This is a genomic window from Streptomyces sp. NPDC058371 (genome assembly GCF_042723265.1).
In the GTDB taxonomy this organism is placed as follows: Bacteria; Actinomycetota; Actinomycetes; order Streptomycetales; family Streptomycetaceae; genus Streptomyces.
The window spans coordinates 96,103-118,576 of the sequence record NZ_JBHXJC010000005.1 but is presented as its reverse complement, the minus strand read 5'-3'; the positions used below and the strand labels follow the sequence as shown (position 1 = coordinate 118,576).

17 protein-coding genes are annotated in these 22,474 nt (G+C 69.9%); 1 reads left to right on the top strand and 16 read right to left on the bottom strand.

Annotation, left to right across the window (positions count from 1 at the left end):
• Window positions 1-80: 80 nt before the first annotated feature.
• Together lspA and ACFWM2_RS17805 are read right to left on the bottom strand one after the other, a co-directional pair.
• Window positions 81-707, bottom strand: a complete 627-nt coding sequence (gene lspA, locus ACFWM2_RS17810) for a signal peptidase II (protein ID WP_383280089.1) — start codon at window positions 705-707, stop codon at window positions 81-83.
• Between the two features lie 193 nt (window positions 708-900).
• Window positions 901-2,124 (bottom strand): TraR/DksA C4-type zinc finger protein, encoded by a 1,224-nt coding sequence (locus ACFWM2_RS17805; RefSeq protein ID WP_383280087.1) that lies wholly within the window; start codon window positions 2,122-2,124, stop codon window positions 901-903.
• Between the two features lie 676 nt (window positions 2,125-2,800).
• Between ACFWM2_RS17805 and ileS the strand changes: the two genes are divergently transcribed.
• Window positions 2,801-5,947 carry an isoleucine--tRNA ligase gene (gene ileS / locus ACFWM2_RS17800; protein WP_383280084.1) on the top strand — a complete coding sequence of 1,049 codons (3,147 nt, stop codon included), beginning with the start codon at window positions 2,801-2,803 and terminating at the stop codon, window positions 5,945-5,947.
• A gap of 369 nt (window positions 5,948-6,316) precedes the next feature.
• Here the strand turns inward: ileS and ACFWM2_RS17795 are convergent, their stop codons facing one another.
• From ACFWM2_RS17795 to ACFWM2_RS17730, 14 genes are all read right to left on the bottom strand, one after another.
• Window positions 6,317-7,510 (bottom strand): DivIVA domain-containing protein, encoded by a 1,194-nt coding sequence (locus ACFWM2_RS17795; protein WP_383280081.1) that lies wholly within the window; start codon window positions 7,508-7,510, stop codon window positions 6,317-6,319.
• 52 nt (window positions 7,511-7,562) lie between these two features.
• The gene (locus tag ACFWM2_RS17790) at window positions 7,563-7,853 is read right to left on the bottom strand and encodes a YggT family protein (RefSeq protein ID WP_383280078.1); all 291 of its coding nucleotides are present in this window, start codon (window positions 7,851-7,853) and stop codon (window positions 7,563-7,565) included.
• Between the two features lie 50 nt (window positions 7,854-7,903).
• Window positions 7,904-8,545, bottom strand: a complete 642-nt coding sequence (locus ACFWM2_RS17785; RefSeq protein WP_383280075.1) for a cell division protein SepF — start codon at window positions 8,543-8,545, stop codon at window positions 7,904-7,906.
• A gap of 130 nt (window positions 8,546-8,675) precedes the next feature.
• The gene (locus tag ACFWM2_RS17780) at window positions 8,676-9,395 is read right to left on the bottom strand and encodes a YggS family pyridoxal phosphate-dependent enzyme (RefSeq protein WP_383280072.1); all 720 of its coding nucleotides are present in this window, start codon (window positions 9,393-9,395) and stop codon (window positions 8,676-8,678) included.
• Between the two features lie 6 nt (window positions 9,396-9,401).
• Window positions 9,402-10,139: a peptidoglycan editing factor PgeF gene (pgeF, locus tag ACFWM2_RS17775; RefSeq protein ID WP_383280069.1), complete on the bottom strand. Its 738-nt coding sequence runs from the start codon at window positions 10,137-10,139 to the stop codon at window positions 9,402-9,404.
• Complete coding sequence (gene ftsZ, locus ACFWM2_RS17770; RefSeq protein WP_383280066.1) at window positions 10,136-11,326, bottom strand: cell division protein FtsZ; 1,191 nt, start codon at window positions 11,324-11,326, stop codon at window positions 10,136-10,138. The genes pgeF and ftsZ overlap by 4 nt, the downstream gene beginning before the upstream one ends.
• A 275-nt stretch (window positions 11,327-11,601) precedes the next feature.
• Complete coding sequence (locus tag ACFWM2_RS17765; protein ID WP_383280063.1) at window positions 11,602-12,387, bottom strand: cell division protein FtsQ/DivIB; 786 nt, start codon at window positions 12,385-12,387, stop codon at window positions 11,602-11,604.
• 25 nt (window positions 12,388-12,412) lie between these two features.
• The gene (gene murG / locus ACFWM2_RS17760; RefSeq protein ID WP_383280061.1) at window positions 12,413-13,504 is read right to left on the bottom strand and encodes an undecaprenyldiphospho-muramoylpentapeptide beta-N-acetylglucosaminyltransferase; all 1,092 of its coding nucleotides are present in this window, start codon (window positions 13,502-13,504) and stop codon (window positions 12,413-12,415) included.
• A 6-nt stretch (window positions 13,505-13,510) separates the two neighbouring features.
• Window positions 13,511-14,860, bottom strand: coding sequence for a putative lipid II flippase FtsW (ftsW, locus tag ACFWM2_RS17755; protein ID WP_383280058.1), 1,350 nt, complete (start codon window positions 14,858-14,860; stop codon window positions 13,511-13,513).
• Between the two features lie 67 nt (window positions 14,861-14,927).
• Window positions 14,928-16,346 carry a UDP-N-acetylmuramoyl-L-alanine--D-glutamate ligase gene (gene murD, locus ACFWM2_RS17750; protein WP_383280055.1) on the bottom strand — a complete coding sequence of 473 codons (1,419 nt, stop codon included), beginning with the start codon at window positions 16,344-16,346 and terminating at the stop codon, window positions 14,928-14,930.
• Entirely contained in the window at window positions 16,328-17,401 is a 1,074-nt protein-coding gene (gene mraY, locus ACFWM2_RS17745) for a phospho-N-acetylmuramoyl-pentapeptide-transferase (RefSeq protein ID WP_383280052.1), read from the bottom strand. The genes murD and mraY overlap by 19 nt, the downstream gene beginning before the upstream one ends.
• The gene (murF, locus tag ACFWM2_RS17740) at window positions 17,398-18,804 is read right to left on the bottom strand and encodes a UDP-N-acetylmuramoyl-tripeptide--D-alanyl-D-alanine ligase (protein WP_383280050.1); all 1,407 of its coding nucleotides are present in this window, start codon (window positions 18,802-18,804) and stop codon (window positions 17,398-17,400) included. The genes mraY and murF overlap by 4 nt, the downstream gene beginning before the upstream one ends.
• 4 nt (window positions 18,805-18,808) lie before the next feature.
• Window positions 18,809-20,329, bottom strand: coding sequence for a UDP-N-acetylmuramoyl-L-alanyl-D-glutamate--2,6-diaminopimelate ligase (locus tag ACFWM2_RS17735; protein ID WP_383281065.1), 1,521 nt, complete (start codon window positions 20,327-20,329; stop codon window positions 18,809-18,811).
• A 191-nt stretch (window positions 20,330-20,520) separates the two neighbouring features.
• Window positions 20,521-22,473 carry a peptidoglycan D,D-transpeptidase FtsI family protein gene (locus ACFWM2_RS17730; protein WP_383280047.1) on the bottom strand — a complete coding sequence of 651 codons (1,953 nt, stop codon included), beginning with the start codon at window positions 22,471-22,473 and terminating at the stop codon, window positions 20,521-20,523.
• Window position 22,474: the final 1 nt, after the last annotated feature.

Here is a 22,474-nt window from a genome sequence, read left to right as displayed (position 1 = left end):
GCCCGACCAGAGCCCGAACATCCGTACCCCCGGAAGCCGCGGTACGTACACCCTGAGCAGGCCGCACCCGCCCCGACGACTCAGTCCTTGTGGACGGTCCCGTCCGGGTCAAGGCCGCGGAAGGACAGCAGCACGATCAGGATGCCGCCGCAGACGATCGCCGAGTCGGCCAGGTTGAAGACCGCGAAGTGCTTGGGCGCGATGAAGTCGACGACCGCGCCCTCGAAGAACCCGGGCGAGCGGAAGATCCGGTCGGTCAGATTGCCCAGGGCACCGCCGAGGAGCAGTCCGAGCGCGATCGCCCAGGGCAGGCTGTAGAGCTTGCGCGCCAGCCGGGCGATCACCACGATGACGGCCGCCGCGATCACCGTGAAGATGATGGTGAAGGCCTGCCCGAAGCCGAAGGCGGCGCCCGGGTTGCGGACCGCCTCGAACTTCAGCCAGTCCCCGATGACCTCGATCGAGTCGTGGTGCTCCAGCTTCGCGACCACGAGCAGCTTGCTGACCAGGTCGAGGGCGTACGCCAGAGACGCGACCGTGAACAGGACGGCGATCCGGCGCCCGCCCCTGGGCCGCTCGGCCGGAGCCTGCGCGTCCTCGGAGCCGGACGGCTCGCCCGATGCCGCGTTCTCGTCGGGCCGCTCCGGCTCGGTCCCCGAAGCGTCCGGGGTATCCGGCGTACCGATGATGCGCTCCGCCTCTGCCACGTGAGTCCCTCAACCTAGGTGCCTGACTGAGGACGAGGGTACGGCACACCCCCTCCCGGCCTCGTGCTCAGGAGGCCTCCCGCGCCGACCGGAAATCGACCGACGACCGGTCGGCGGCGAACGGACCGCGACGCTGCCACCGGCGCACTCCCGGCCCGCCGTGGCCGGCGACGGCAGGCCGTTCCGCCACTGCCTAGTAGCGGCGCTCCTGCTTCTGCTTGCACTCGACGCACAACGTGGCGCGCGGGAAGGCCTGCATCCGCGCCTTGCCGATGGGGTTGCCGCAGTTCTCGCAGAGCCCGTACGTGCCCGCGTCGAGGCGTTGCAGGGCGCGGTCGGTCTGGTCGAGCATCTCGCGCGCGTTGGCCGCTAGGGCCATCTCGTGCTCGCGGGTGATGTTCTTGGTGCCGGTGTCCGCCTGGTCGTCGCCCGCACCGTCGCCGGAGTCCCGCATCAGCCCCGCCAGCGCCTGCTCGGAGGCCGTGATCTCGGCGCTCAGGCGGGCCGACTCGGAGGCCAGCTCCGCACGCGCCTCCTCGACCTCCTGCGGGGTCCAGGGGTCCTCACCGGGGCGCACCGCGAGCTCGCCGGGCTCCGCCGCCGCGACCCGCGCCTTGGGAACCGCGGTGGGCTTCTTCGCCGCCGTGGCCGTGCCCGGAGTCTTCTTCGCAACCACCGTCGTGGCTCCCGTCTTCTCCGCGGCCTCGACCGCGCCCTCGGCCGCGGAGGCGGCCGTCTTCTTGGCCCTGCTGGTGCTCTTCCCGGCCGTACTCCTGGCCCCGGCCCTCTTGGCGGAGGCCTTCTTGGCAGGAGCCTTCTCGGCCCCCGCCGCGGAGGCGGCCGCCTCCGTAACCGGCGCTTCCGTAACCGCCGTCTTCGTAGCGGCCGACTTCGCGACCGCCGTCTTCGTAGCGGCCGACTTTCTGCTGGCCGTCTCCGCAGGAGTCGCCGCTTTCGGATCCGCCGCCTTCGTCGCGGCCGTCTTCCTGCTGGCCGTCTCCGTAGCAGCCGCTCTCGGATCCGCCGCCTTCTTGGCGGCCGTTTTCCTGGCGGTGGTTTCCTTGACGGTCGTCTTCGCCCCCGCAGTCTTGGCAGGCGCCTTCTTGGCAGCCGGCTTCTTGGCAGCTGCCTTCTTGGCGGTCGGCTTCTTGCCGCCCGTCTCCTTGGCGGCGGGCTTCCCCCCGGCCGTCTTCTTGGCGATCTTCTTCGCCCCCGAGGCCCCCTCGGCGGCGACCCCGTCGACCGGGGCCCCGCTCCCCTTCGCCTTCGCGGCGGCGGCCCGCACCGTCTTCACGGGCTTGGCTCCGCCCGCCTCGGGTGCTCCCTGCGTGGTCTTCTTGCCGCTCACATCCTTGGCCGCCGGACCCGTGGATCTGCCGGACGCCGACTGCTGTACGGCGGTCTTCTTCGCCACCATGGCCGCGGCCCCTTCACATATTGTGATATTGCTCGCGAATCGTGCTGGGACGATAAATCGACTTCAGGCCCGCGGCAACGGGGCACGCCAGCGATTCGCCCGCCCCACGGGTGCCGCGCGGCGAGCCTGCAAGCGTTGTGCCCAGCTCCCCGCCCGGTAATCCGCCGAGCCGACCGTCCCAGGATCCGGACGCCGGCGCGTCGCCATTCGGGTCAGTTCGCAGGCCAGGGCGGTACCCCGAGGAAGGACCGCGACGGCGCCCCGGCCGGGGGTCGCGCCGTACCCCCGGAGCACCCGGCCGCGGGCCCCCGTAAACCGGTCGGCCGCTGTCGTTGCGGCGCCGTACACTGGGCGGAGCGAAAAGCGTGGATGGGGACGAGTAGCGGCGTACGCAGCCAAGAGCGACCCGGGGACGGTGGAAGCCCGGGGGCGAGCGCGACGCGAAGATCACCCCGGAGCCGCCGGAAGAAAGCCGAAGCCCCGTGGGCAAGGCCGGTAGACCCGGAATCGCGACCCCAATGAGGGGGCTCACCGGTGCACACCGCGCACAGGGGAGCCAAGGAGGGTGGTACCGCGGGAGCGCGCCGCACACGGCGTAGGACGCAGCTACTTCGTAGCAGCTCAGGCTCTCGTCCCTCCGACGGAAGGCAGAAAGTCCGTTGGAGGAAGCTCGCTGATGACAGCGCCGACGTACCGCCAGGTGCCCGCCCAGGTCGACCTGCCCGCCCTCGAGCACGCCGTGCTCGACTTCTGGCGCGAGCAGAAGATCTTCGCCAAGAGCCTTGAGCAGTCCGAGGGCCGCCCCGAGTGGGTGTTCTACGAGGGCCCGCCCACCGCCAACGGCATGCCGGGCGCCCACCACATCGAGGCACGCGTCTTCAAGGACGTCTTCCCGCGGTTCCGCACCATGCGCGGCTACCACGTCGCCCGCAAGGCCGGCTGGGACTGCCACGGCCTCCCGGTCGAGCTCGCCGTGGAGAAGGAGCTCGGCTTCAACGGCAAGAAGGACATCGAGGCGTACGGCATCGCCGAGTTCAACGCCAAGTGCCGCGAGTCCGTGACCCGCCACACCGACGCCTTCGCCGACCTGACGACCCGCATGGGCTACTGGGTCGACCTCGACGACGCCTACCGCACCATGGACCCCGAGTACGTGGAATCGGTCTGGTGGTCGCTCAAGGAGATCTTCAACAAGGGCCTGCTGGTCCAGGACCACCGCGTCGCCCCCTGGTGCCCGCGCTGCGGTACGGGCCTGTCCGACCACGAGCTGGCACAGGGCTACGAGACGGTCGTCGACCCGTCCGTGTACGTCCGTTTCCCGCTCACCTCCGGTCCGCTCGCCGGCCAGGCAGCGCTCCTGGTGTGGACGACGACCCCCTGGACGCTGGTCTCCAACACCGCGGTCGCCGCGCACCCCGACGTGACCTACGTGGTCGCGACGAACGGCGACGAGAAGCTCGTCGTCGCCGAGCCGCTCGTCGAGAAGTCCCTCGGCGAGGGCTGGGAGACCACCGGCGAGACCTTCACCGGCGCCGAGATGGAGCGCTGGACATATCAACGTCCGTTCGAGCTGGTGGAGTTCCCGGCCGGCACGGAAGCCCACTACGTGGTGAACGCGGACTACGTGACGACCGAGGACGGTACGGGTCTGGTCCACCAGTCCCCCGCCTTCGGTGAGGACGACCTCAAGGTCTGCCGCGCCTACGGCCTGCCGGTCGTGAACCCGGTCCGCCCGGACGGCACCTTCGAGGAGGACGTCCCGCTCGTGGGCGGTGTCTTCTTCAAGAAGGCGGACGAAAAGCTCACCGAGGACCTCCTGGACCGCGGACTGCTCTTCAAGCACATCCCGTACGAGCACAGCTATCCGCACTGCTGGCGCTGCCACACCGCGCTGCTCTACTACGCCCAGCCGTCCTGGTACATCCGCACCACCGCCATCAAGGACCGCCTCCTCCAGGAGAACGAGAAGACCAACTGGTTCCCCGACTCGGTCAAGCACGGCCGCTTCGGCGACTGGCTGAACAACAACATCGACTGGGCGCTGTCCCGCAGCCGTTACTGGGGCACCCCGCTCCCGCTCTGGACCTGCGAGGAGGGCCATCTCACCTGTGTCGGCTCCCGCGCGGAGCTCTCCGAGCTGACCGGCACCGACCAGTCGAACCTGGACCCGCACCGTCCGTTCATCGACGAGGTCACCTTCCCCTGCCCGCAGTGCGCGCAGCCGGCGACCCGCGTCCCGGAGGTCATCGACGCCTGGTACGACTCGGGATCGATGCCGTTCGCGCAGTGGGGATACCCGCACAAGAACAAGGAGCTCTTCGAGAGCCGCTACCCGGCGCAGTTCATCTCGGAGGCCATCGACCAGACGCGCGGTTGGTTCTACACGCTGATGGCGGTCGGCACCCTCGTCTTCGACAAGTCGTCGTACGAGAACGTGGTGTGCCTCGGCCACATCCTCGCCGAGGACGGCCGCAAGATGTCCAAGCACCTGGGCAACACCTTGCAGCCGATCCCGCTGATGGACCAGCACGGCGCGGACGCGGTCCGCTGGTTCATGGCGGCCGGCGGCTCCCCCTGGGCGGCCCGCCGCGTGGGCCACGGCACCATCCAGGAGGTCGTCCGCAAGACGCTCCTCACGTACTGGAACACGGTCGCCTTTCAGGCCCTGTACGCGCGTACGGCAGGCTGGGCGCCCAGCGAGGCCGACCCGGCCCCGGCCGAGCGCCCGGTCCTCGACCGCTGGCTCCTGTCCGAGCTCCACGCGCTCACCGACCAGGTCACGGGAGCCCTGGACGCGTACGACACCCAGCGCGCCGGCAAGCTCCTCTCGGCCTTCGTCGACGACCTGTCCAACTGGTACGTGCGCCGCTCGCGCCGCCGCTTCTGGCAGGGCGACAAGGCCGCGCTGCGCACGCTGCACGAGGTCGTGGAGACGGTCACGCGACTGATGGCCCCGCTGACCCCGTTCATCACCGAGCGGGTCTGGCAGGATCTCGTCGTCCCGGTCACCCCGGACGCACCGGATTCCGTCCACCTCTCGTCCTGGCCGGAGGCGGACCTGTCCGTCATCGACCCGGAGCTGTCACGGCAGATGGTGCTCGTACGCCGTCTCGTGGAGCTCGGCCGAGCCACGCGCGCGGAGTCGGGCGTCAAGACGCGCCAGCCGCTGTCCCGCGCGCTGGTCGCCGCGACCGGCTTCGAGGCCCTCGACCGCGAGCTGCACGCGCAGATCACCGAAGAGCTGAACGTGTCTTCCCTGGCGTCGCTCTCCGACGTGGGCGGCTCACTGGTCGACACGACGGCCAAGGCGAACTTCCGCGCGCTCGGCAAGCGCTTCGGCAAGGGCGTCCAGGCGGTCGCCAAGGCAGTCGCCGAGGCGGACGCGGCAGCGCTGTCCCTGGCCCTGCGCGAGGGCAAGGCCTCGGTGCAGGTCGACGGCGAGACCGTCACCCTGGCCCCCGACGAGGTGATCATCACAGAGACCCCGCGTGAGGGCTGGTCGGTGGCGTCCGACTCGGGCGCGACGGTTGCCCTGGACCTGGAGATCACCGAGGAGCTGCGCCGGGCGGGCCTCGCCCGTGACGCGATCCGGCTGATCCAGGAGGCCCGCAAGAACAGCGGCCTCGACGTGGCCGACCGCATCGCCCTGCGCTGGACGTCCACGGACCCGGCCGTCATCGCCGCTCTCTCCGAGCACTCCGCCCTCATCGCCGACGAGGTCCTCGCCACGGACTTCGCCCAGGGCGAGCCCGACGACACCTACGGCCCCCCGTTCACCGACGAGCCCCTCTCCCTCACCTTCCACCTCCACAAGACCCACTAGCCACGTCCAGCCCGTCCGGCGTTCGAGGACGAGCCGGCCGGATTCAGCCCGCCGGCGTTCGAGGACGAGCCCGCCAGAGTCAGCCCGTCCGGCGTTTGAGGACGAGGCCGCCAGGCCGACAAGCGGGGTCTGGGGGCGCAGCCCCCAGGGACGGGACGGGAAGGGGCGGAGGGGGCGAGAACCCCCGACGCCACCCCCACCGGGCGAAACAGAGAAGGCCCGGGGCCACCGGAAACCGGTGGCCCCGGGCCTTCGGCGTCGCGCACCCCGCACAGACGCCCCAGCACCCGCACAAAAGGGCGGGGCCCCCGGTACAACCCGGGGGCCCCGCCCTGAACGCTGCCGACGCCTAAGGCGTACGAGAGGCCGTCAGTTGTCGTCCTCGTCGATCAGGAATCCACGCATCGGCGAGGGAGCCTGCTGCATCGGCGACGGCCCCTGCGGCCGCACCGGCGCCATCGGCTGAGTCATCGCCGGAGACATCTGCTGCTGGCCACCGTAGGACGGCGGGGGCGGCGACTGGTTGCCACCCATCGTCTGGTTGCCGCCGTACGACGGAGCGCTCGCACCGGCCGGCGCCATGGACGGCGCGGACGACGGCAGCGAAGCGGTGGCCGGGGCGCGCGGCGGAGCCAGCGAGTCGTCCGCCTGGGTCTCCAGCTGACGCAGCTGGGACTCAAGGTAGGACTTCAGACGCGTACGGTACTCACGCTCGAAGCCTCGCAGGTCCTCGACCTTGCGCTCCAGCGTGGCACGGGCGGACTCCAGGGAGCCCATCGCGACGCGGTGCTTCTCCTGCGCGTCCCGCTCCAGGGCGTCGGCCTTGGCACGGGCGTCGCGCTCCAGACCCTCGGCGCGGCTGCGGGCCTCGCCGACGATCTTGTTGGCCTCGGAGCGGGCCTCGGCGATCGCCTGGTCGGCGGTCTGCTGCGCCAGCGAGAGCACACGGGCGGCGCTGTCGCCACCGGGGCCCTGACCGGGCTGCGGCATCTGCGGGCCGTGACCGCCCATGGGGCCACCCATCGGGCCGCCCATCTGCTGCATCTGGCCCTGCATCTGGCCGGGACCCTGGCCCATCGGGCCCTGACCCATCGGGCCCTGACCCATCGGACCCTGACCCATCGGACCCTGACCCATCGGACCCTGGCCCATCTGGCCGGGACCCTGCTGACCCTGGCCGCTCGGGCCGGCGGGCAGCTGCGGCGCACCGCTCGGCAGCTGGGGCGGGCCGCCCATGGGGCCGCCCATCTGCTGCTGCGGCGGGCCCGATATGCCGGCGGGCACCGGGGCGCCCGGACCGCGCATGCCCTGCGGCGGACCCTGCTGCTGGTGCTGCGGGTCCTGCTGCTCGGGCGGCTTGCGCATGCCCTGCTGCTGGTTCTGCGCAGCCGCGCGCGTGGCCGCCGCCAGTTTGGCGCGCAGGTCCTCGTTCTCACGGAGCAGACGCGTCAGCTCGGCTTCGACCTCGTCGAGGAAGGCATCGACCTCGTCCTCGTCATAGCCTTCTCGGAGGCGGACGGTCGTGAACTGCTTGTTCCGCACGTCCTCGGGGGTCAACGGCATCTCTTCACCTCAACGTAGTCATCGGCAGTCGGCAAGACCGTATCGTCCACAGTCACCTCGCGAGATTGCCCACGAGAGTGATCAGGATGTAGACGATGATCATCAGTACGAAGAAGGACAGGTCAAGTGCCACGCCCCCGAGACGCAGCGGCGGGATGAACCGCCGCAGAAGCTTGAGCGGTGGATCGGTGACAGTGTAGGTGGCCTCCAGAACGACCACCATCGCCTTGCCGGGTTGCCATGAGCGGGCGAACTGGAACACGTAATCCATGACCAAACGGAAGATCAGCACGATGAGGAAACACATCAGCGCGACGTAGAGAATATTCAAAACCACGCCCATGATCCGTGCGTCCCTCTCCCCTGCTCCCGTGCGGTGTCCGGTCCTGCGTCTCAGCTCTGGTTGAAGAACCCGCCCTCTGCGATGCGGGCCTTGTCCTCCGCCGTGACATCGACGTTAGCAGGCGACAACAGGAACACCTTCTGCGTCACCCGCTCGATGCTGCCGTGAAGACCAAACACCAAACCGGCCGCAAAGTCGACAAGTCGCTTCGCGTCTGTGTCATCCATCTCAGTGAGATTCATGATCACCGGGGTGCCCTCACGGAAGTGTTCCCCGATGGTACGGGCCTCGTTGTAGGTCCGCGGGTGCAGCGTGGTGATCCGGTACGGCTCTCGCTCGGACACGACCTTGGGCATGATCACCGGTGCGTTCTTCTCCAGAGGCGGGCGTTCTTGTGTGATGGATGCCACGGGGGCGATTCGCGCCGGACGCCCGGATTCCGCGGGAAGCGAAGCGGCATGGGACAAGGAGTCGCGCTGCACCGGAGGCTGCACCACTCGTACCGATTCGTCCCGTTGGGACTGATGTGCCTGGTGCGATTGGTGCGACGGCTCGTGCCGCCTGCGGTCCCGCTCGGGCTCCGGGTCGAGCTCGGGCTCGAAGTCGTCGTCGGGGTCAAATCCCCTGCCGTCGTACCCATCGTCCTCCACGAGGCCGAGGTAGACCGCCATCTTGCGCATCGCGCCGGCCATGCTCTGAGTCCTCCGCTCTGTGGTGGATCGGCTGACGAGTTGCCAAGTGTCCGCGATCCACGAGGTCGTTATGCCCGCCTATCGGCGGTAATGACCATATTTTCTGCTGTGGTCCGACTTCTTGGCGACGTTACCCGAGCCTGGGGCGGACGCCGAGTACCGCGGTGCCGACGCGTACATGTGTCGCTCCGGCGGCCACGGCCTGTTCGAGGTCCGCACTCATCCCTGCCGAGACCATGTTCGCAGCCGGATGGGCACGGCGCAGGACAGTCGACAAATCCATCAGCCGCTCGAACGCCGCCTGTTGGCGCCCGGCGTACGGTCCGGAGAGCGGAGCGACGGTCATCAGACCGTCGAGCCGGAGCCCCGGAGCGTTGGCGACGAGGTCGCCCAACTCTTCGATTCCGCCGACTCCCACGCCTCCCCGCTCCCCCCGGCCGCTCTCCTCCGCGTCCAGTGCGACCTGGATGAGGCAGCCCAGTTCGCGCTCCGACCGCACCGCTTCCTTCGACAGAGCCGTGACGAGCTTGGAACGGTCGACGGACTGCACGACGTCGGCATAACCGACCACGGACCGCACTTTGTTGGTCTGCAGCTGACCGACAAAGTGCCAGGAGAGGGGCAGATCCGAGCACTCCGCCGCCTTGGGCGCCGCGTCCTGGTCCCGGTTCTCGGCGACGTGACGCACACCGAGTTCCGACAGGATCCGCACATCACCGGCCGGATAGGTCTTGGTGACCACGATGAGGGTCACCTCTTCACGCTTGCGCCCGGCGGCGACACACGCCGCCGTGATGCGCTCTTCCACTTTCGCCAGATTTGCGGCGAGTTGAGCCTTACGGTCCGTCATGCACCATCAGTCCAGCCACACATAGCCCGCGAGCCGCCCGGTGGTGCGGTCGCGACGGTACGAGAAGTGGTCGTCCGACTCGAGCGTGCACACCGGCGACTGCTCCCGGTCGCGCACCCCGAGCCGTTCCAGCTGCGCGTGCACGCCGGCGGTCACGTCGACCGCCGGAGTGCCCCAGCTGGTCTCGGCGAACGCCGCGGGCTCCACGGCGGCGACCTCGGCGCGCATCAGCTCCGGCACCTCGTAGCACCGCCCGCACACGGCGGGTCCGGTGCGGGCGACGATCCGGGACGGCTCGGCACCGAGTTCCACCATGGCCGCGACCGCCGCGGGGACGACCCCGGCGATCATGCCTGGCCGCCCGGCGTGCGCGGCGGCCGCGACTCCCGCGACCGGATCGGCCAGCAGGACGGGGGTGCAGTCGGCGGTGAGCACAGCGAGCGCGAGTCCGCGCCGGGCGGTCACGATCGCGTCGACCTCCGGCACCGGACGGTCGTCCCACGGTGCGTCGACCACCGTCACGTCCGGCCCGTGCACCTGGTTCATCCAGACGACCCGGGCCGGGTCGAGGCCCAGGGACTTGGCGGCCAGTTCGCGATTGGTCGCCACGGCACCGGGGTCGTCGCCGACCGCGCCGCCGAGGTTGAGCTCCTCGTACGGAACGGCGCTCACCCCGCCCCACCGGTCGGTGAAGGCGAAGTGGGCGCCGCTCGCGGTGCTCGTTTCGGAGCGATGTCCTATCACTTCAGGAAGTCCGGCACGTCCAGCTCTTCGGCCGCGCTGTCCGAGTAGGAGCGGGAGGGCGGGACCGGCGGGGAGACCGGCAGTTCGTTCGCCGGCTCAGGGGCGGGCGTGGGGTCCTCCTTCGGCGTGACGCTGCCGAGCGAGCCGAAGGACGGACGGCTGTCGGCCGACCGTACCGGCGTGGGCTCGTCGCGCTTGGCCGAGGACGAACCGAGGACGGTGTCCCGCTTCGACGGCGGCTGGCCCCCGTCGAAGCCGGCGGCGATGACGGTGACCCGCACCTCGTCGCCGAGCGCGTCGTCGATGACCGCGCCGAAGATGATGTTGGCCTCGGGGTGTGCGGCCTCGCTCACCAGCTGGGCCGCCTCGTTGATCTCGAAGAGACCGAGGTCGGAGCCGCCGGAGATGGAGAGCAGCACACCGCGTGCGCCGTCGATGGAGGCTTCCAGAAGCGGCGAGGAGATCGCCATTTCCGCCGCCGCCACCGCACGGTCGTCGCCGCGGGCGGAGCCGATGCCCATCAGGGCCGAACCGGCCTCGGACATCACGGACTTGACGTCGGCGAAGTCGAGGTTGATCAGACCGGGCGTGGTGATGAGGTCGGTGATGCCCTGAACACCGGAGAGCAGGACCTGGTCCGCCGACTTGAAGGCGTCGAGGACCGAGACCTGGCGGTCCGAGATGGACAGCAGCCGGTCGTTCGGGATGACGATGAGGGTGTCGACCTCTTCGCGGAGTTCCGCGATGCCGTCCTCGGCCTGGTTGGCGCGGCGCCGCCCTTCGAAGGTGAAGGGGCGGGTGACCACGCCGATGGTCAGGGCGCCGAGGGAGCGGGCGATGTTGGCCACGACGGGGGCCCCGCCGGTGCCGGTGCCGCCGCCTTCGCCGGCCGTGACGAAGACCATGTCGGCCCCCTTGAGGACCTCCTCGATCTCCTCGCGGTGGTCCTCGGCGGCCTTGCGGCCGACAGCCGGGTTGGCTCCGGCGCCGAGTCCGCGGGTGAGTTCACGGCCGACGTCGAGCTTGACGTCGGCGTCGCTCATCAACAGAGCTTGCGCGTCGGTGTTGATGGCGATGAACTCGACGCCCTTGAGACCGACCTCGATCATCCGGTTGATGGCATTGACACCACCGCCGCCGACACCGATGACTTTGATGACTGCGAGGTAGTTCTGCGGTGCTGCCACGTCGAAGGCCTCTCGCCTCGAGTTACGTGTCGCCGCCTCGCACGTTCGCGATCCGACGACTGATGCCGAATGGGACGGTCCGAACGCCGACCCGAACCCTAACGCTGAAGTTTAGGGTTACCAGTGTGTCTGTTCCTTGGACTCTTCCGAACAGGACACTAAGTCGACAAGTGGCGCACGTTCAACGAACACGCCGAACCTCCCGTTTTTCTTTTCACCCTATGTGATCAGGCGTAGCGCTGCCCAACCAGGGTGCTGGCCTGCGCGGATGCGCGTCAACTCCCTGATGACGCAGGGGCGGTGGGCGTACTTACGTCGAAGTGCCGGGCCCCGGGAGCTGCTTTCATGAGAGCGGTGAGCGTCCGCGCCTTCGCGCGGCCCTTCTCGTCGCTCCCCCATGCCACCGTGCGCCCGCCGCTCAACTCCAGCGAGATGGAGTCGTACGAACGGACCTTGACGGTCCCGGTTTCGCGGGCGACGTCGGCCGGAATGTCACCGGCGACCCGCACCGCCTCGCGCACCAGCCGGTCGGTGCCGAAGCGGCGCAGCCCCGCGGACCGCGGAACCGTCAATTCCAGCGTGGGGATGCCCTTCGGGGCGTCGGAAACCGTAGCGAATCGCACACCCTCGGCGTCCACTTCGACGAACTTTCCGCCCTTTTCGACAATCAGGACCGGAGTGCGCTCGGTCACTTTCAACCCGATTCCGTGCGGCCAGGAACGGACGACGTCAACCGTGGCAATTCGGGGCAATTTCTGGCGCAATCGCGCTTCAATGGCATCGGTGTCGACGGAAATCAGGGGCGATCCGACCGGCACCTCGGCTGCTTCGCGCACCTGTCGATCCGTCAGTACCCGCATCCCGGTGGCGGACACCTTCTCCACCCGCAGCCAGTGCGAGCCGTAGAGGACCCACACGGATCCGGCGCCCGCCAACACCAGCGCGAGCAAAAGGATGATGAGCGTACGAGGGCGCGGAAGCCGCCCGCTGCGGGGCGGCCGGGGCGGGCCGGACTCCAGCTTCTGCCGTTCGCCGCGTTGCGCGGTGCTCGGTCCGGCCACGCTCCCTGCCTTCCCTCATACGGTGCTAGTGACGGCGTGAGGCGATCGCCTCGTACACCATGCCGACGAGCAGGTCGTCGGCGTCCCGGCGGCCGAACTCGGAGGCGGCGCGGGACATCTCGTACAGCCGGTGCGGGTCGGCGAGCACGGGCAGCACGTTCGCCTGGATCCACTCGGGCGTCAGTTCCGCGTCGTCGACCAGCAGTCCGCCGCCGGCCTTGACCACCGGCTGGGCGTTGAGCCGCTGTTCGCCGTTGCCGATCGGCAGCGGGACATAGGCGGCCGGGAGCCCGACAGCGGAGAGTTCGGCGACGGTCATCGCGCCCGCGCGGCAGAGCATCATGTCGGCCGCGGCGTACGCGAGGTCCATCCGGTCCACGTACGGTACCGGGATGTAGGGGGGCATCCCCGGCATCTGGTGGACCTGCGGCAGTTCGTTCTTGGGCCCGACCGCGTGCAGGATCTGGATACCGGCCTGCTGGAGGTACGGGGCGACCCGCTCGATGACCTCGTTGAGGTGGCGGGCGCCCTGTGAGCCGCCCGAAACGAGCAGGGTCGGCAGCGCGGGGTCGAGCCCGAAGGCGGCGCGCGCCTCGGGGCGCACAGCGGCCCGGTCGAGGGTGGCGATCGAGCGGCGCAGCGGGATGCCGATGTAGCGGGAGCCGCGGAGCTTGCTGTCCGGGGTGGAGACGGCGACCTGGGCCGCGTAGCGCGATCCGATCTTGTTGGCCAGACCCGGGCGGGCGTTGGCCTCGTGGACGATGATCGGCACGCCCAGGCGCTTGGCCGCGAGATAGCCGGGCAGGGCGACATAGCCGCCGAAGCCGACGACCGCGTCGGCCTTGGTGCGCTCCAGGACCTGCTCGACGGCCTTGATCGTGCCGCGCAGCCGTCCGGGGACGGTGATCAGCTCGGGGGTCGGTTTGCGTGGCAGCGGCACGGCGGGGATCAGCGCGAGTTCATAGCCCCGCTCGGGTACGAGTCGGGTCTCGAGTCCGCGCTCCGTGCCCAGGGCCGTGATCCCCACGGTCGGGTCCTGCCTGCGCAGGGCGTCCGCGAGGGCGAGCGCTGGCTCGATGTGGCCGGCGGTCCCCCCACCGGCGAGTACGACATGCACCGAAATTCACCGCTCTCCGGACGAACGCGCCGAGGCACGCCGTCGCATCGTGTTCCATCTCCGAGGCTCTCCAGAGCCTCTGACCGCAGCACGCTTTTTACCAAAGCGGGGTTGCCGCATGGCAAGCGCCGCCCGCGCAGCGGGCTCGTCGCGTGCGAAGGCGATCAGCAGCCCGATGGCGAACATGGTCGGCAGCAGGGCGGAACCCCCGTAGGAGAACAGCGGGAGCGGGACTCCGGCGATCGGCAGCAGACCGAGCACCGCACCGATGTTGATCACGGCCTGCGCCGTGATCCAGGTGGTCACGCCTCCCGCGGCATACCTCACGAAGGGGTCCTCCGTGCGTCCGGCCACGCGGATACCCGCATAGCCTAGAGCCGCGAAGAGGACGAGCACCGACAGCGTCCCTGCCAGGCCCAGTTCCTCCCCGGTGATGGCGAAGATGAAGTCGGTGTGAGCTTCGGGGAGTTGGCCCCATTTCTCCACACTGGCGCCCAGTCCGGATCCGAAGAGTCCGCCGGACGCCAGGGCGTAGATCCCGTGCACGGCCTGCCAGCAGGTGTCGTTGGGGCCGGGTTCCGTGGCGCCGATGCAGCCGAGCCGCGCCATCCGGTTGGGGCTCGTCTTGATCAGGATGACACCGAGCGTCGCGGCGATGGAGAGCACACCCGCGAACAGCCGGGTCGGCGCCCCGGCCAGCCAGAGCAGCCCGAAGAGGATCGCTGTCAGGATGATCGCCGTACCCATGTCGCCGCCGAGCATGATCAGCCCGAGCAGCATGAAGGTCACCGGAACGAGCGGCACCAGCATGTGCTTCCACTGGGTCAGCAGCCGCTTGTCCTGCTTGCGGGCGATCAGGTCCGCGCCCCACAGCACGAGCGCGAGCTTGCCGAACTCGCTCGGCTGGAGCTGGAACGGGCCACCGACGGAGATCCAGTTCTGGTTGCCGTTGACCGCCACTCCTATCCCCGGCACCTGCACCAGGACCATCAGGAAGACGGAACCGGCCAGCATCGGGTAGGCCAGCGCGCGGTGCAGCTTCACCGGCATCCGCGAGGCGATCAGCAGCAGTACGGTGCCGATCAGGGCCGCGAGGAACTGCTTCCGGAAGAAGTAGGAACCGGACAGCGACATCTGCAGCGCCGTGATCATCGAGGCCGAGTAGACCATCACGAGGCCGAGCACGGTGATCAGCAGGCTGCTGCCGAAGATCAGATAGTACGCGGTGAGCGGCCGGTCCCAGACCCGGCGCAGGCGCAGGTAGAGGCCTCGCAGGGGCCTGTCGCCCGCGGGGCGCGGTGCGGGACGCCTGGCGGCGCGCTGCACGGGGGGTCGGCCGGTACGGCTACTGGGCATCGGCGTCTCCGGGCCACAACGATGTCACGCGTCCGTCCCTCCCAGTGTCGCCCGGCGGGCGGCCGGGTCAGGTGCCGAGTTCGCGAACCGCCGCCGCGAAAGCGTCACCGCGCTTGTTGTAGTTGGCGAACATGTCCATGGAGGCGCAGGCCGGGGCCAGCAGCACCGTGTCTCCCGGACCGGCGAGCCGCTCGGCCTCCTGGACAGCCGCGAGCATCGCCCCAGTGTCCGTCCGGTCCAGGTCGACGACCGGTACTTCGGGCGCGTGTCGCGCCAGGGCTTCCCGGATGAGGGCGCGGTCGGCGCCGATCAGCACGGCGCCCCGAAGTCGCTTGGCCGACTTGGCGACCAGCTCGTCGAAGGTCGCGCCCTTGGCGAGCCCGCCGGCGATCCACACGATCGACTCGTAGGCCGCCAAAGAGGCTTCCGCCGCATGGGTGTTGGTCGCCTTGGAGTCGTCGATGTACGCGACTCCGTCCACATCGGCCACGTGCGCGATGCGGTGGGCGTCCGGCCGGAAGGCCCGCAGGCCGTCCCGTACGGCCGTAGGGGGCACCCCGAAGGCCCGCGCCAGGGCCGCCGCCGCAAGGGCGTTGGCGACGTTGTGCGGGGCCGGTGGCTGGACGTCGGAGACCTCGGCGAGCTCCTGGGCGTTCTTCTGCCGGTCCTCGACGAAGGCGCGGTCGACCAGGAGGCCCTCCACGACACCGAGTTGGGAGGGTCCGGGCGTGCCGAGCGTGAAGCCGATCGCCCGGCAGCCCTCCTCGACGTCCGCCTGGCGCACCAGGTCCTCGGTGGCCTTGTCGGCCAGGTTGTAGACACAGGCGACGCGATTGCCCTCGTAGATGCGGCCCTTGTCGGCGGCGTACGCCTCCATGGAGCCGTGCCAGTCGAGGTGGTCGGGCGCCAGATTCAGGACGGCGGCCGAGTGGGCGCGCAGCGAGGGCGCCCAGTGCAGCTGGTAGCTCGACAACTCCACCGCGAGGACGTCGTACGGCTCCTCACCGAGTACGACGTCCAGCAGCGAGACCCCGATGTTGCCGACGGCGGCCGTGCGCAGTCCCGCCGCCTTCAGGATCGAGGCGAGCATCTGGACGGTCGTGGTCTTGCCGTTGGTGCCGGTGACGGCGAGCCAGGGAGCCGCGTCCGGGCCCCTGAGCCGCCAGGCCAGCTCCACGTCGCCCCAGACCGGGACGCCCGCCTCGGCGGCCGCGGTGAACAGCGGCTTGTCCGGCTTCCAGCCGGGCGTGGTGACGATGAGCTCGGTGCCCTCGGGCAGGGTGGCGCCGTCACCGAGGCGCACGGTGATGCCGAGCGCCTCCAGGTCCGCGGCCTGGGCCCGGGAGCGCTCGTCGTCGCCGTCGTTGACGACCGTGACGACCGCGCCGAGCCCGTGCAGCACGCGGGCCGCCGGGATACCGGAGACGCCGAGACCGGCGACGGTGACGTTCTTCCCCTGCCAGGTGGTCACTTCTTGGCTGCCCATCCCGCGTAGAAGAGGCCGAGTCCGACGATCACGCACATGCCCTGGATGATCCAGAAGCGGACCACCACAAGGACTTCGGACCACCCCTTGAGTTCGAAGTGGTGCTGGAGCGGTGCCATCCGGAAGACGCGCTTGCCGGTGAGCCGGAACGAGCCGACCTGGATGACGACCGACATGGTGATCAGGACGAAGAGACCACCGAGCAGGGCGATCAGGAACTCCGTGCGGGAGCAGATCGCGAGACCGGCGAGCGCGCCGCCGAGCGCGAGCGAACCGGTGTCGCCCATGAAGATCTTGGCGGGCGAGGTGTTCCACCACAGGAAGCCGAAGCAGGCACCCATGAGGGCGGCGGCGACGACCGCGAGGTCGAGTGGATCGCGCACTTCGTAACAGGCGGCCGGGTTGGTCAGGGTCGCCGCGTTGGCGCAGGACTCCTGGAACTGCCAGACGCCGATGAACGTGTAGGCGCCGAAGACCATCACGGAAGCACCGGTGGCCAGGCCGTCCAGACCGTCCGTCAGGTTCACGCCGTTCGACATCGCGAGAATCATGAACAGGGCCCAGACCACGAACAGCACCGGTCCGATGGACCAGCCGAAGTCCTGCACGAAGGAGAGCTTCGTGGAGGCCGGGGTGTTGTTGCGGTTGTCCGCGAACTGCAGCGAGAGCACCGCGAAGGCGATACCGACGGTCAGCTGGCCGGCCATCTTCGCCTTGGCCCGCAGACCCAGCGACCGGCGCTTGACGATCTTGATGTAGTCGTCGAGGAAGCCGACCAGGCCCATGCCCGTCATCAGCCCGAGCACCAGGAGTCCGGAGAACGTCGGCGGCTTGCCGGTGATGACCTTGCTGAGGAAGTACGCGATGAGTGTCGCCAGGATGAAGGCGATACCACCCATGGTCGGCGTACCGCGCTTGGCGTGGTGCTCACGCGGGCCGTCGTCGCGGATGTACTGGCCGTAGCCCTTGCGGGCCAGCAGCTTGATCAGCAGCGGGGTACCGATCAGCGTCAGGAAGAGGCCGATGACTCCCGCGAACAGGATCTGGTTCATCATCGGGCGGAAACCTCACCCTCGGCACCGGGCTCGAGCAGCGCGAGCGCCACCCGTTCGAGCCCGACCGACCGGGACGCCTTCACGAGCACGACATCCCCCGGGCGCAGCTCGCTGCGCAACAGGTCGACAGCCGCCTGTGCGTCGGACACGTGCACCGACTCCTCACCCCACGAACCCTCGTTATATGCGCCCAGTTGGAGCCAGGACGCTTCCCTGCCCCCGACCGCGACGAGCTTGCTGACGTTGAGTCGGACGGCAAGCCGTCCGACCGCGTCGTGCTCGGCGAGCGCCTCGTCCCCGAGCTCGGCCATCTGACCGAGCACCGCCCAGGTCCGCCGCCCCTTGCCCATCGCCGCGAGCGCGCGCAGGGCGGCTCGCATGGACTCGGGGTTCGCGTTGTAGGCGTCGTTGACGACCGTCACGCCGTCCGGGCGCTCCGTGACCTCCATCCGCCAGCGGGAGAGGGAGCCCGCCTCGGAGAGCGCGCGGGCGATCTCGTCTGCGGACATGCCCAGCTCATGGGCGACGGCGGCCGCGGCGAGCGCGTTCGACACGTGGTGCTCACCGTACAGGCGCATGGTCACGTCACTGCACCCGGAGGGTGTGTGAAGCCTGAATGCGGGCTGTCCGCCGTCCGTGAGACGGACGTTCTCGGCGCGTACGTCCGCTTCGCCGGACTCTCCGAAGAGGATCACCCGGGCCTTCGTACGGGATGCCATCGCGCGGACGAGGGGGTCGTCGGCGTTGAGGACCGCGGCGCCGTCCGCCGGCAGGCTCTCGACCAACTCGCCCTTGGCCTGGGCGATCTGCTCGCGGCCGCCGAACTCGCCGATGTGCGCGGTGCCGACGTTGAGGACGAGACCGACCTTGGGCGGGGTGAGATCCGTGAGGTAGCGGATGTGGCCGATACCGCGCGCGCCCATCTCCAGCACGAGGAAGCGGGTCTCCTCGGTGGCGCTGAGCGCGGTCAGCGGCAGTCCGATCTCGTTGTTGAGCGAACCGGGCGTGAAGACGGTCGGCGCCTTGCTCCGGAGCACCTGCGCGATGAGGTCCTTGGTGCTGGTCTTGCCCGCGGAGCCGGTGAGCGCCACGAGGGTCGCGCCGAGGCGTTCGACCACATGGCGGGCGAGGGCGCCGAGGGCCGCCTGGACGTCCGCCACGACGATCGCGGGGACGCCCACGGGCCGGGAGGCCAGGACGGCGACCGCGCCCGCGTCCACGACCGCCCGGGCGTAGTCGTGGCCGTCCACGCGCTCGCCGACGAAGGCGACGAAGAGGCTGCCGGGCTCCACTTCACGGGAGTCCCTGACGACCGGTCCGGTGACCTGTACCGCCGGATCCGGTATGTCGTACGTCTGCCCGCCGACGACTGCTGCGATCTCGGCGAGAGAGAGGGCGATCACAAGTTCATCCCTGGGTCTTCTGGATAGCTTCGCGAAGCACCTGGCGGTCGTCGAAGGGACGTACCACCCCGGCGATGTCCTGGCCCTGCTCGTGGCCCTTGCCCGCGACCAGCACGGTGTCGCCCGGCTGTGCCCGGGCGACGGCGGCGGCGATGGCGGCAGCCCGGTCCTCGAAGACCTGGACCTCTCCGCGTTCGTGCGCCGGCACTTCGGCGGCGCCCGCGAGCATCGTGGCGAGGATCGCGAGGGGGTCCTCGCCACGGGGGTTGTCGGAGGTCAGTACGGCGGTGTCGGCGAGCCGGGCCGCGGCGGCGCCCATCGGCATCCGCTTGGTCTTGTCGCGGTCGCCGCCGCAGCCGAGCACGATGTGCAGCTTGCCCTCGGTCACCTTGCGCAGCGCGCGCAGGACCGATTCGACGGCGTCCGTCTTGTGGGCGTAGTCGACGACGGCGAGATACGGCTGGCCCACGTCCACCCGCTCCAGACGGCCCGGTACGCCCGGTACGGCGGCGATGCCGTCGGCGGCGCCCTGGGGGTCGATCCCGGCCACGGCGAGGGAGACGATCGCGGCGAGCGTGTTGGCCACGTTGAAGGGCCCGGCGAGCGGCGACTTCGCCGTGATCCGCTCCCCCTTGGGGCCGATCACCGTGAACGTCGAGTCCATGGGCCCGACTTCGACGTCCTCGGCGCGCCAGTCGGCGTCGGGGTGGCCCTCGGCGGAGAACGTGACCACGGGGACGCCGGCTTCCTTGACGAGCCTGCGTCCGTATTCGTCGTCGAGGTTGATCACGCCGAGTCTGCTGCGTTTCGGCGTGAACAGCTGCGCCTTGGCATGGAAGTAGTCCTCCATGCCGGAGTGGAACTCCATGTGCTCCGGGCTGAGGTTGTTGAAGACGGCGATGTCGAAGACACAACCGTCGACCCGACCGAGCACCAGCGCGTGGCTGGAGACCTCCATGGCGACCGCCTCGACACCGCGCTCGCGCATGACCGCGAACAGCGCCTGGAGGTCGGTGGCTTCGGGCGTCGTACGTTCCGACTTGATGCGCTCGTCGCCGATGCGCATCTCGACCGTCCCGATGAGCCCGGTGCTGCGGACCGTCTTCAGACCGCCCTCGACGAGGTACGCCGTGGTGGTCTTGCCGGAGGTGCCGGTGATGCCGATCTGGAGCAGGTCGCGCCCGGGGTGGCCGTAGATGGTGGCCGCCAGCTCCCCCATCAGGGCGCGCGGATCGTCGACGACGAGGACCGGCAGACCGGTGGCGGTGGCCCGCTCGGCGCCCGTCGGGTCGGTCAGCACGGCGACGGCGCCGAGGCCGGCCGCCTGCGTCACGAAGTCGGCGCCGTGGAGGCGGGCACCGGGCAGCGCGGCGTACAGGTCGCCGGGGCGTACGGCGCGGGAGTCATGGGTGATGCCCGTGACCTCCGCGGCGCTTGCGGGCTTCTCGACCCCCAGCTGATCGGCCAGTTCCGCCAGGGGTGTGGCGGAAACATGAACCGGTCGCGGCGGCCCCGGATATGTCACAGGAACGCCCTTCTGGGTGGTTTGGGACTGATCAGCGTGTGGCACGGCGGTGAGCGTACCGGCCACACCCCCGCCGGAGCGAAGTGAGGGGCGCGGCGGGGTGTGGTTCCCGGGGTCCGGGGTGATCGTTGTCACGAGCTGTTCCTGGTCCGTTGAGCGTGGGGGGGTGATCGGGGCGTGCGCCGAGCGGGTCAGGGAGTGAAGCTGACGGGCAGCCTGGCGGGCTCGGCGCCGGTGGGCGGGACCTGGAGCGTCTTCAGCGCGAACTCCATGACCTGCTGGTAGATGGGTCCGCAGATCTGACCGCCGAAATAGCTGCCTTTGGTGGCGTTCTGGATGGCGCAGTAGACGGTGACCCGCGGTTTGTCCGCGGGCGCGAACCCGGCGAACGACGAGGTGTAGCCGTGGTACTTGCCGGTGGCCGGATCCACGCGGTTGGCCGTACCCGTCTTACCCGCGACCCGGTAGCCCGGGATGCGCGCCTTGGCGCCGGTGCCCTCCTCGTCGTCCACCACGGACTCCAGCATCTGGGCGAGGGTCTTCGCCGTCTTCTCGCTCACGACCCGCGTCTTCTTGGGCTCGGGCGCGGGTGTGAAGCGCCCGTCGGGCCCCTTCGCGCCCCGCACCAGCGTGGGCTCGACGCGTACGCCGCCGTTGGCGATCGTCGAGTAGACGGAGGCCGCCTGCATCGCGTTGAGGGACATGCCCTGGCCGAAAGGAATCGTGTACTGCTGCGAGGTCGACCACTTGCCGGCGGGCGCGAGGATGCCCTTCGTCTCGCCGGGGAAGCCGAGCCCGGTGTAGCCGCCGATGCCGAACTTGCGCAGGTACGAGTAGAGGACCTGGTTGGCCTGCTGCTGCGTCTTGCCGAGCTGGCCGGTCGCCAGGATGGTGCCGATGTTGCTGGACTTGGCGAGAACGCCGTTGAGCGTCAGGTTCCAGGTCGCGTGGTCGATGTCGTCCTGGAAGAGCCGGTCGCCGCGGTGCAACCGGTTGGGCACGACCACATGGGTCGCGGGCGTGGCGACGTTCTCCTCCAGTACGGCGGCCATCGACATGACCTTGGCGGTGGAGCCGGGCTCGTAGGCGTCCTGGACTGCCGCGTTGCCGAGGGCCGCCGAGTTCGCCTGCGAAAGGTCGTTCGGGTCGAAGCCGGGCGAGTTGGCCATGGCCAGGACCTCGCCGGTCCGGGTGTCCTGCACTATCACGTACCCGCGGTCCGCCTTGGACTTCTTCACCTGCTCGGTGATGGCGTTCTGGGCGGCCCACTGGATGTCGCGGTCGATGGTCAGCTCGACGTCGGAGCCGGCCACCGCGGGCGTCTCGGTGGAGCCCGCGGTGGGCACCTGCCGGCCGCCGGACTGGGCGTAGCGGATCTTGCCGTCCTTGCCGGCGAGTTCCTGGTTCAGCTTCTGCTCGACGCCGCCGCCGCCCTTGCCGTCGGCGTTGACCCAGCCCAGTATCCCGGCGGCGAGATCGCCGTTCGGGTACACCCGCTTGCTGGCCGGGACCGCGAGGACGCCCGCGAGGACGTTGAACGTGGTCTTGTCGGTCTCCGCCTTGGCCGCGAGGGTGTCCTTGAGGTCCTTGATCTGCTTCCAGACCTGAGGCGTCTGGCGGTGCGCGAGCAGGGTGTATCGCGTGTTCCTGGTACTGAGCTTCTTGGCGATCCTGTCCGCGTCCTGGCCGAGGATCGGGGCGAGGAGCGCGGCTGCCTGCTCGGGCGCGTCCGACGTCTTCGTGGCGCCGGACGTGAACATCGTGGGGTCGGCCGTGATGTCGTACGCGTCCACGCTGGTCGCGAGCTCGACGCCGTTGCGGTCCGTGATCCCGCCGCGCTCGGCGGCCAGGGTGCGGCCCACGTACCGGTTCTGCTCGGCCTTCGAGGCGTAGGAGCTGGCGTCCACGGCTTGCACCTGGAGCAGCCGTACGACGAAGGCGACCATCACCAGGGTCAGCGCGAGGCTGACCATGCGCAGGCGGGGTCGCGGGCTGCCGAGCCGGATGACGCGCGGGCCGCTCTGGCGGGGTGTGCTCGGGCGGCGCGCGGGGCGCGAGCCGGGGCCCGGGCGCCGCTGCCCGCCGGGGCGAGCGGGCCTGGCGGGGCCGGGCACGCGGCGGCGCGGCGGTTCCCTGTCGGACACT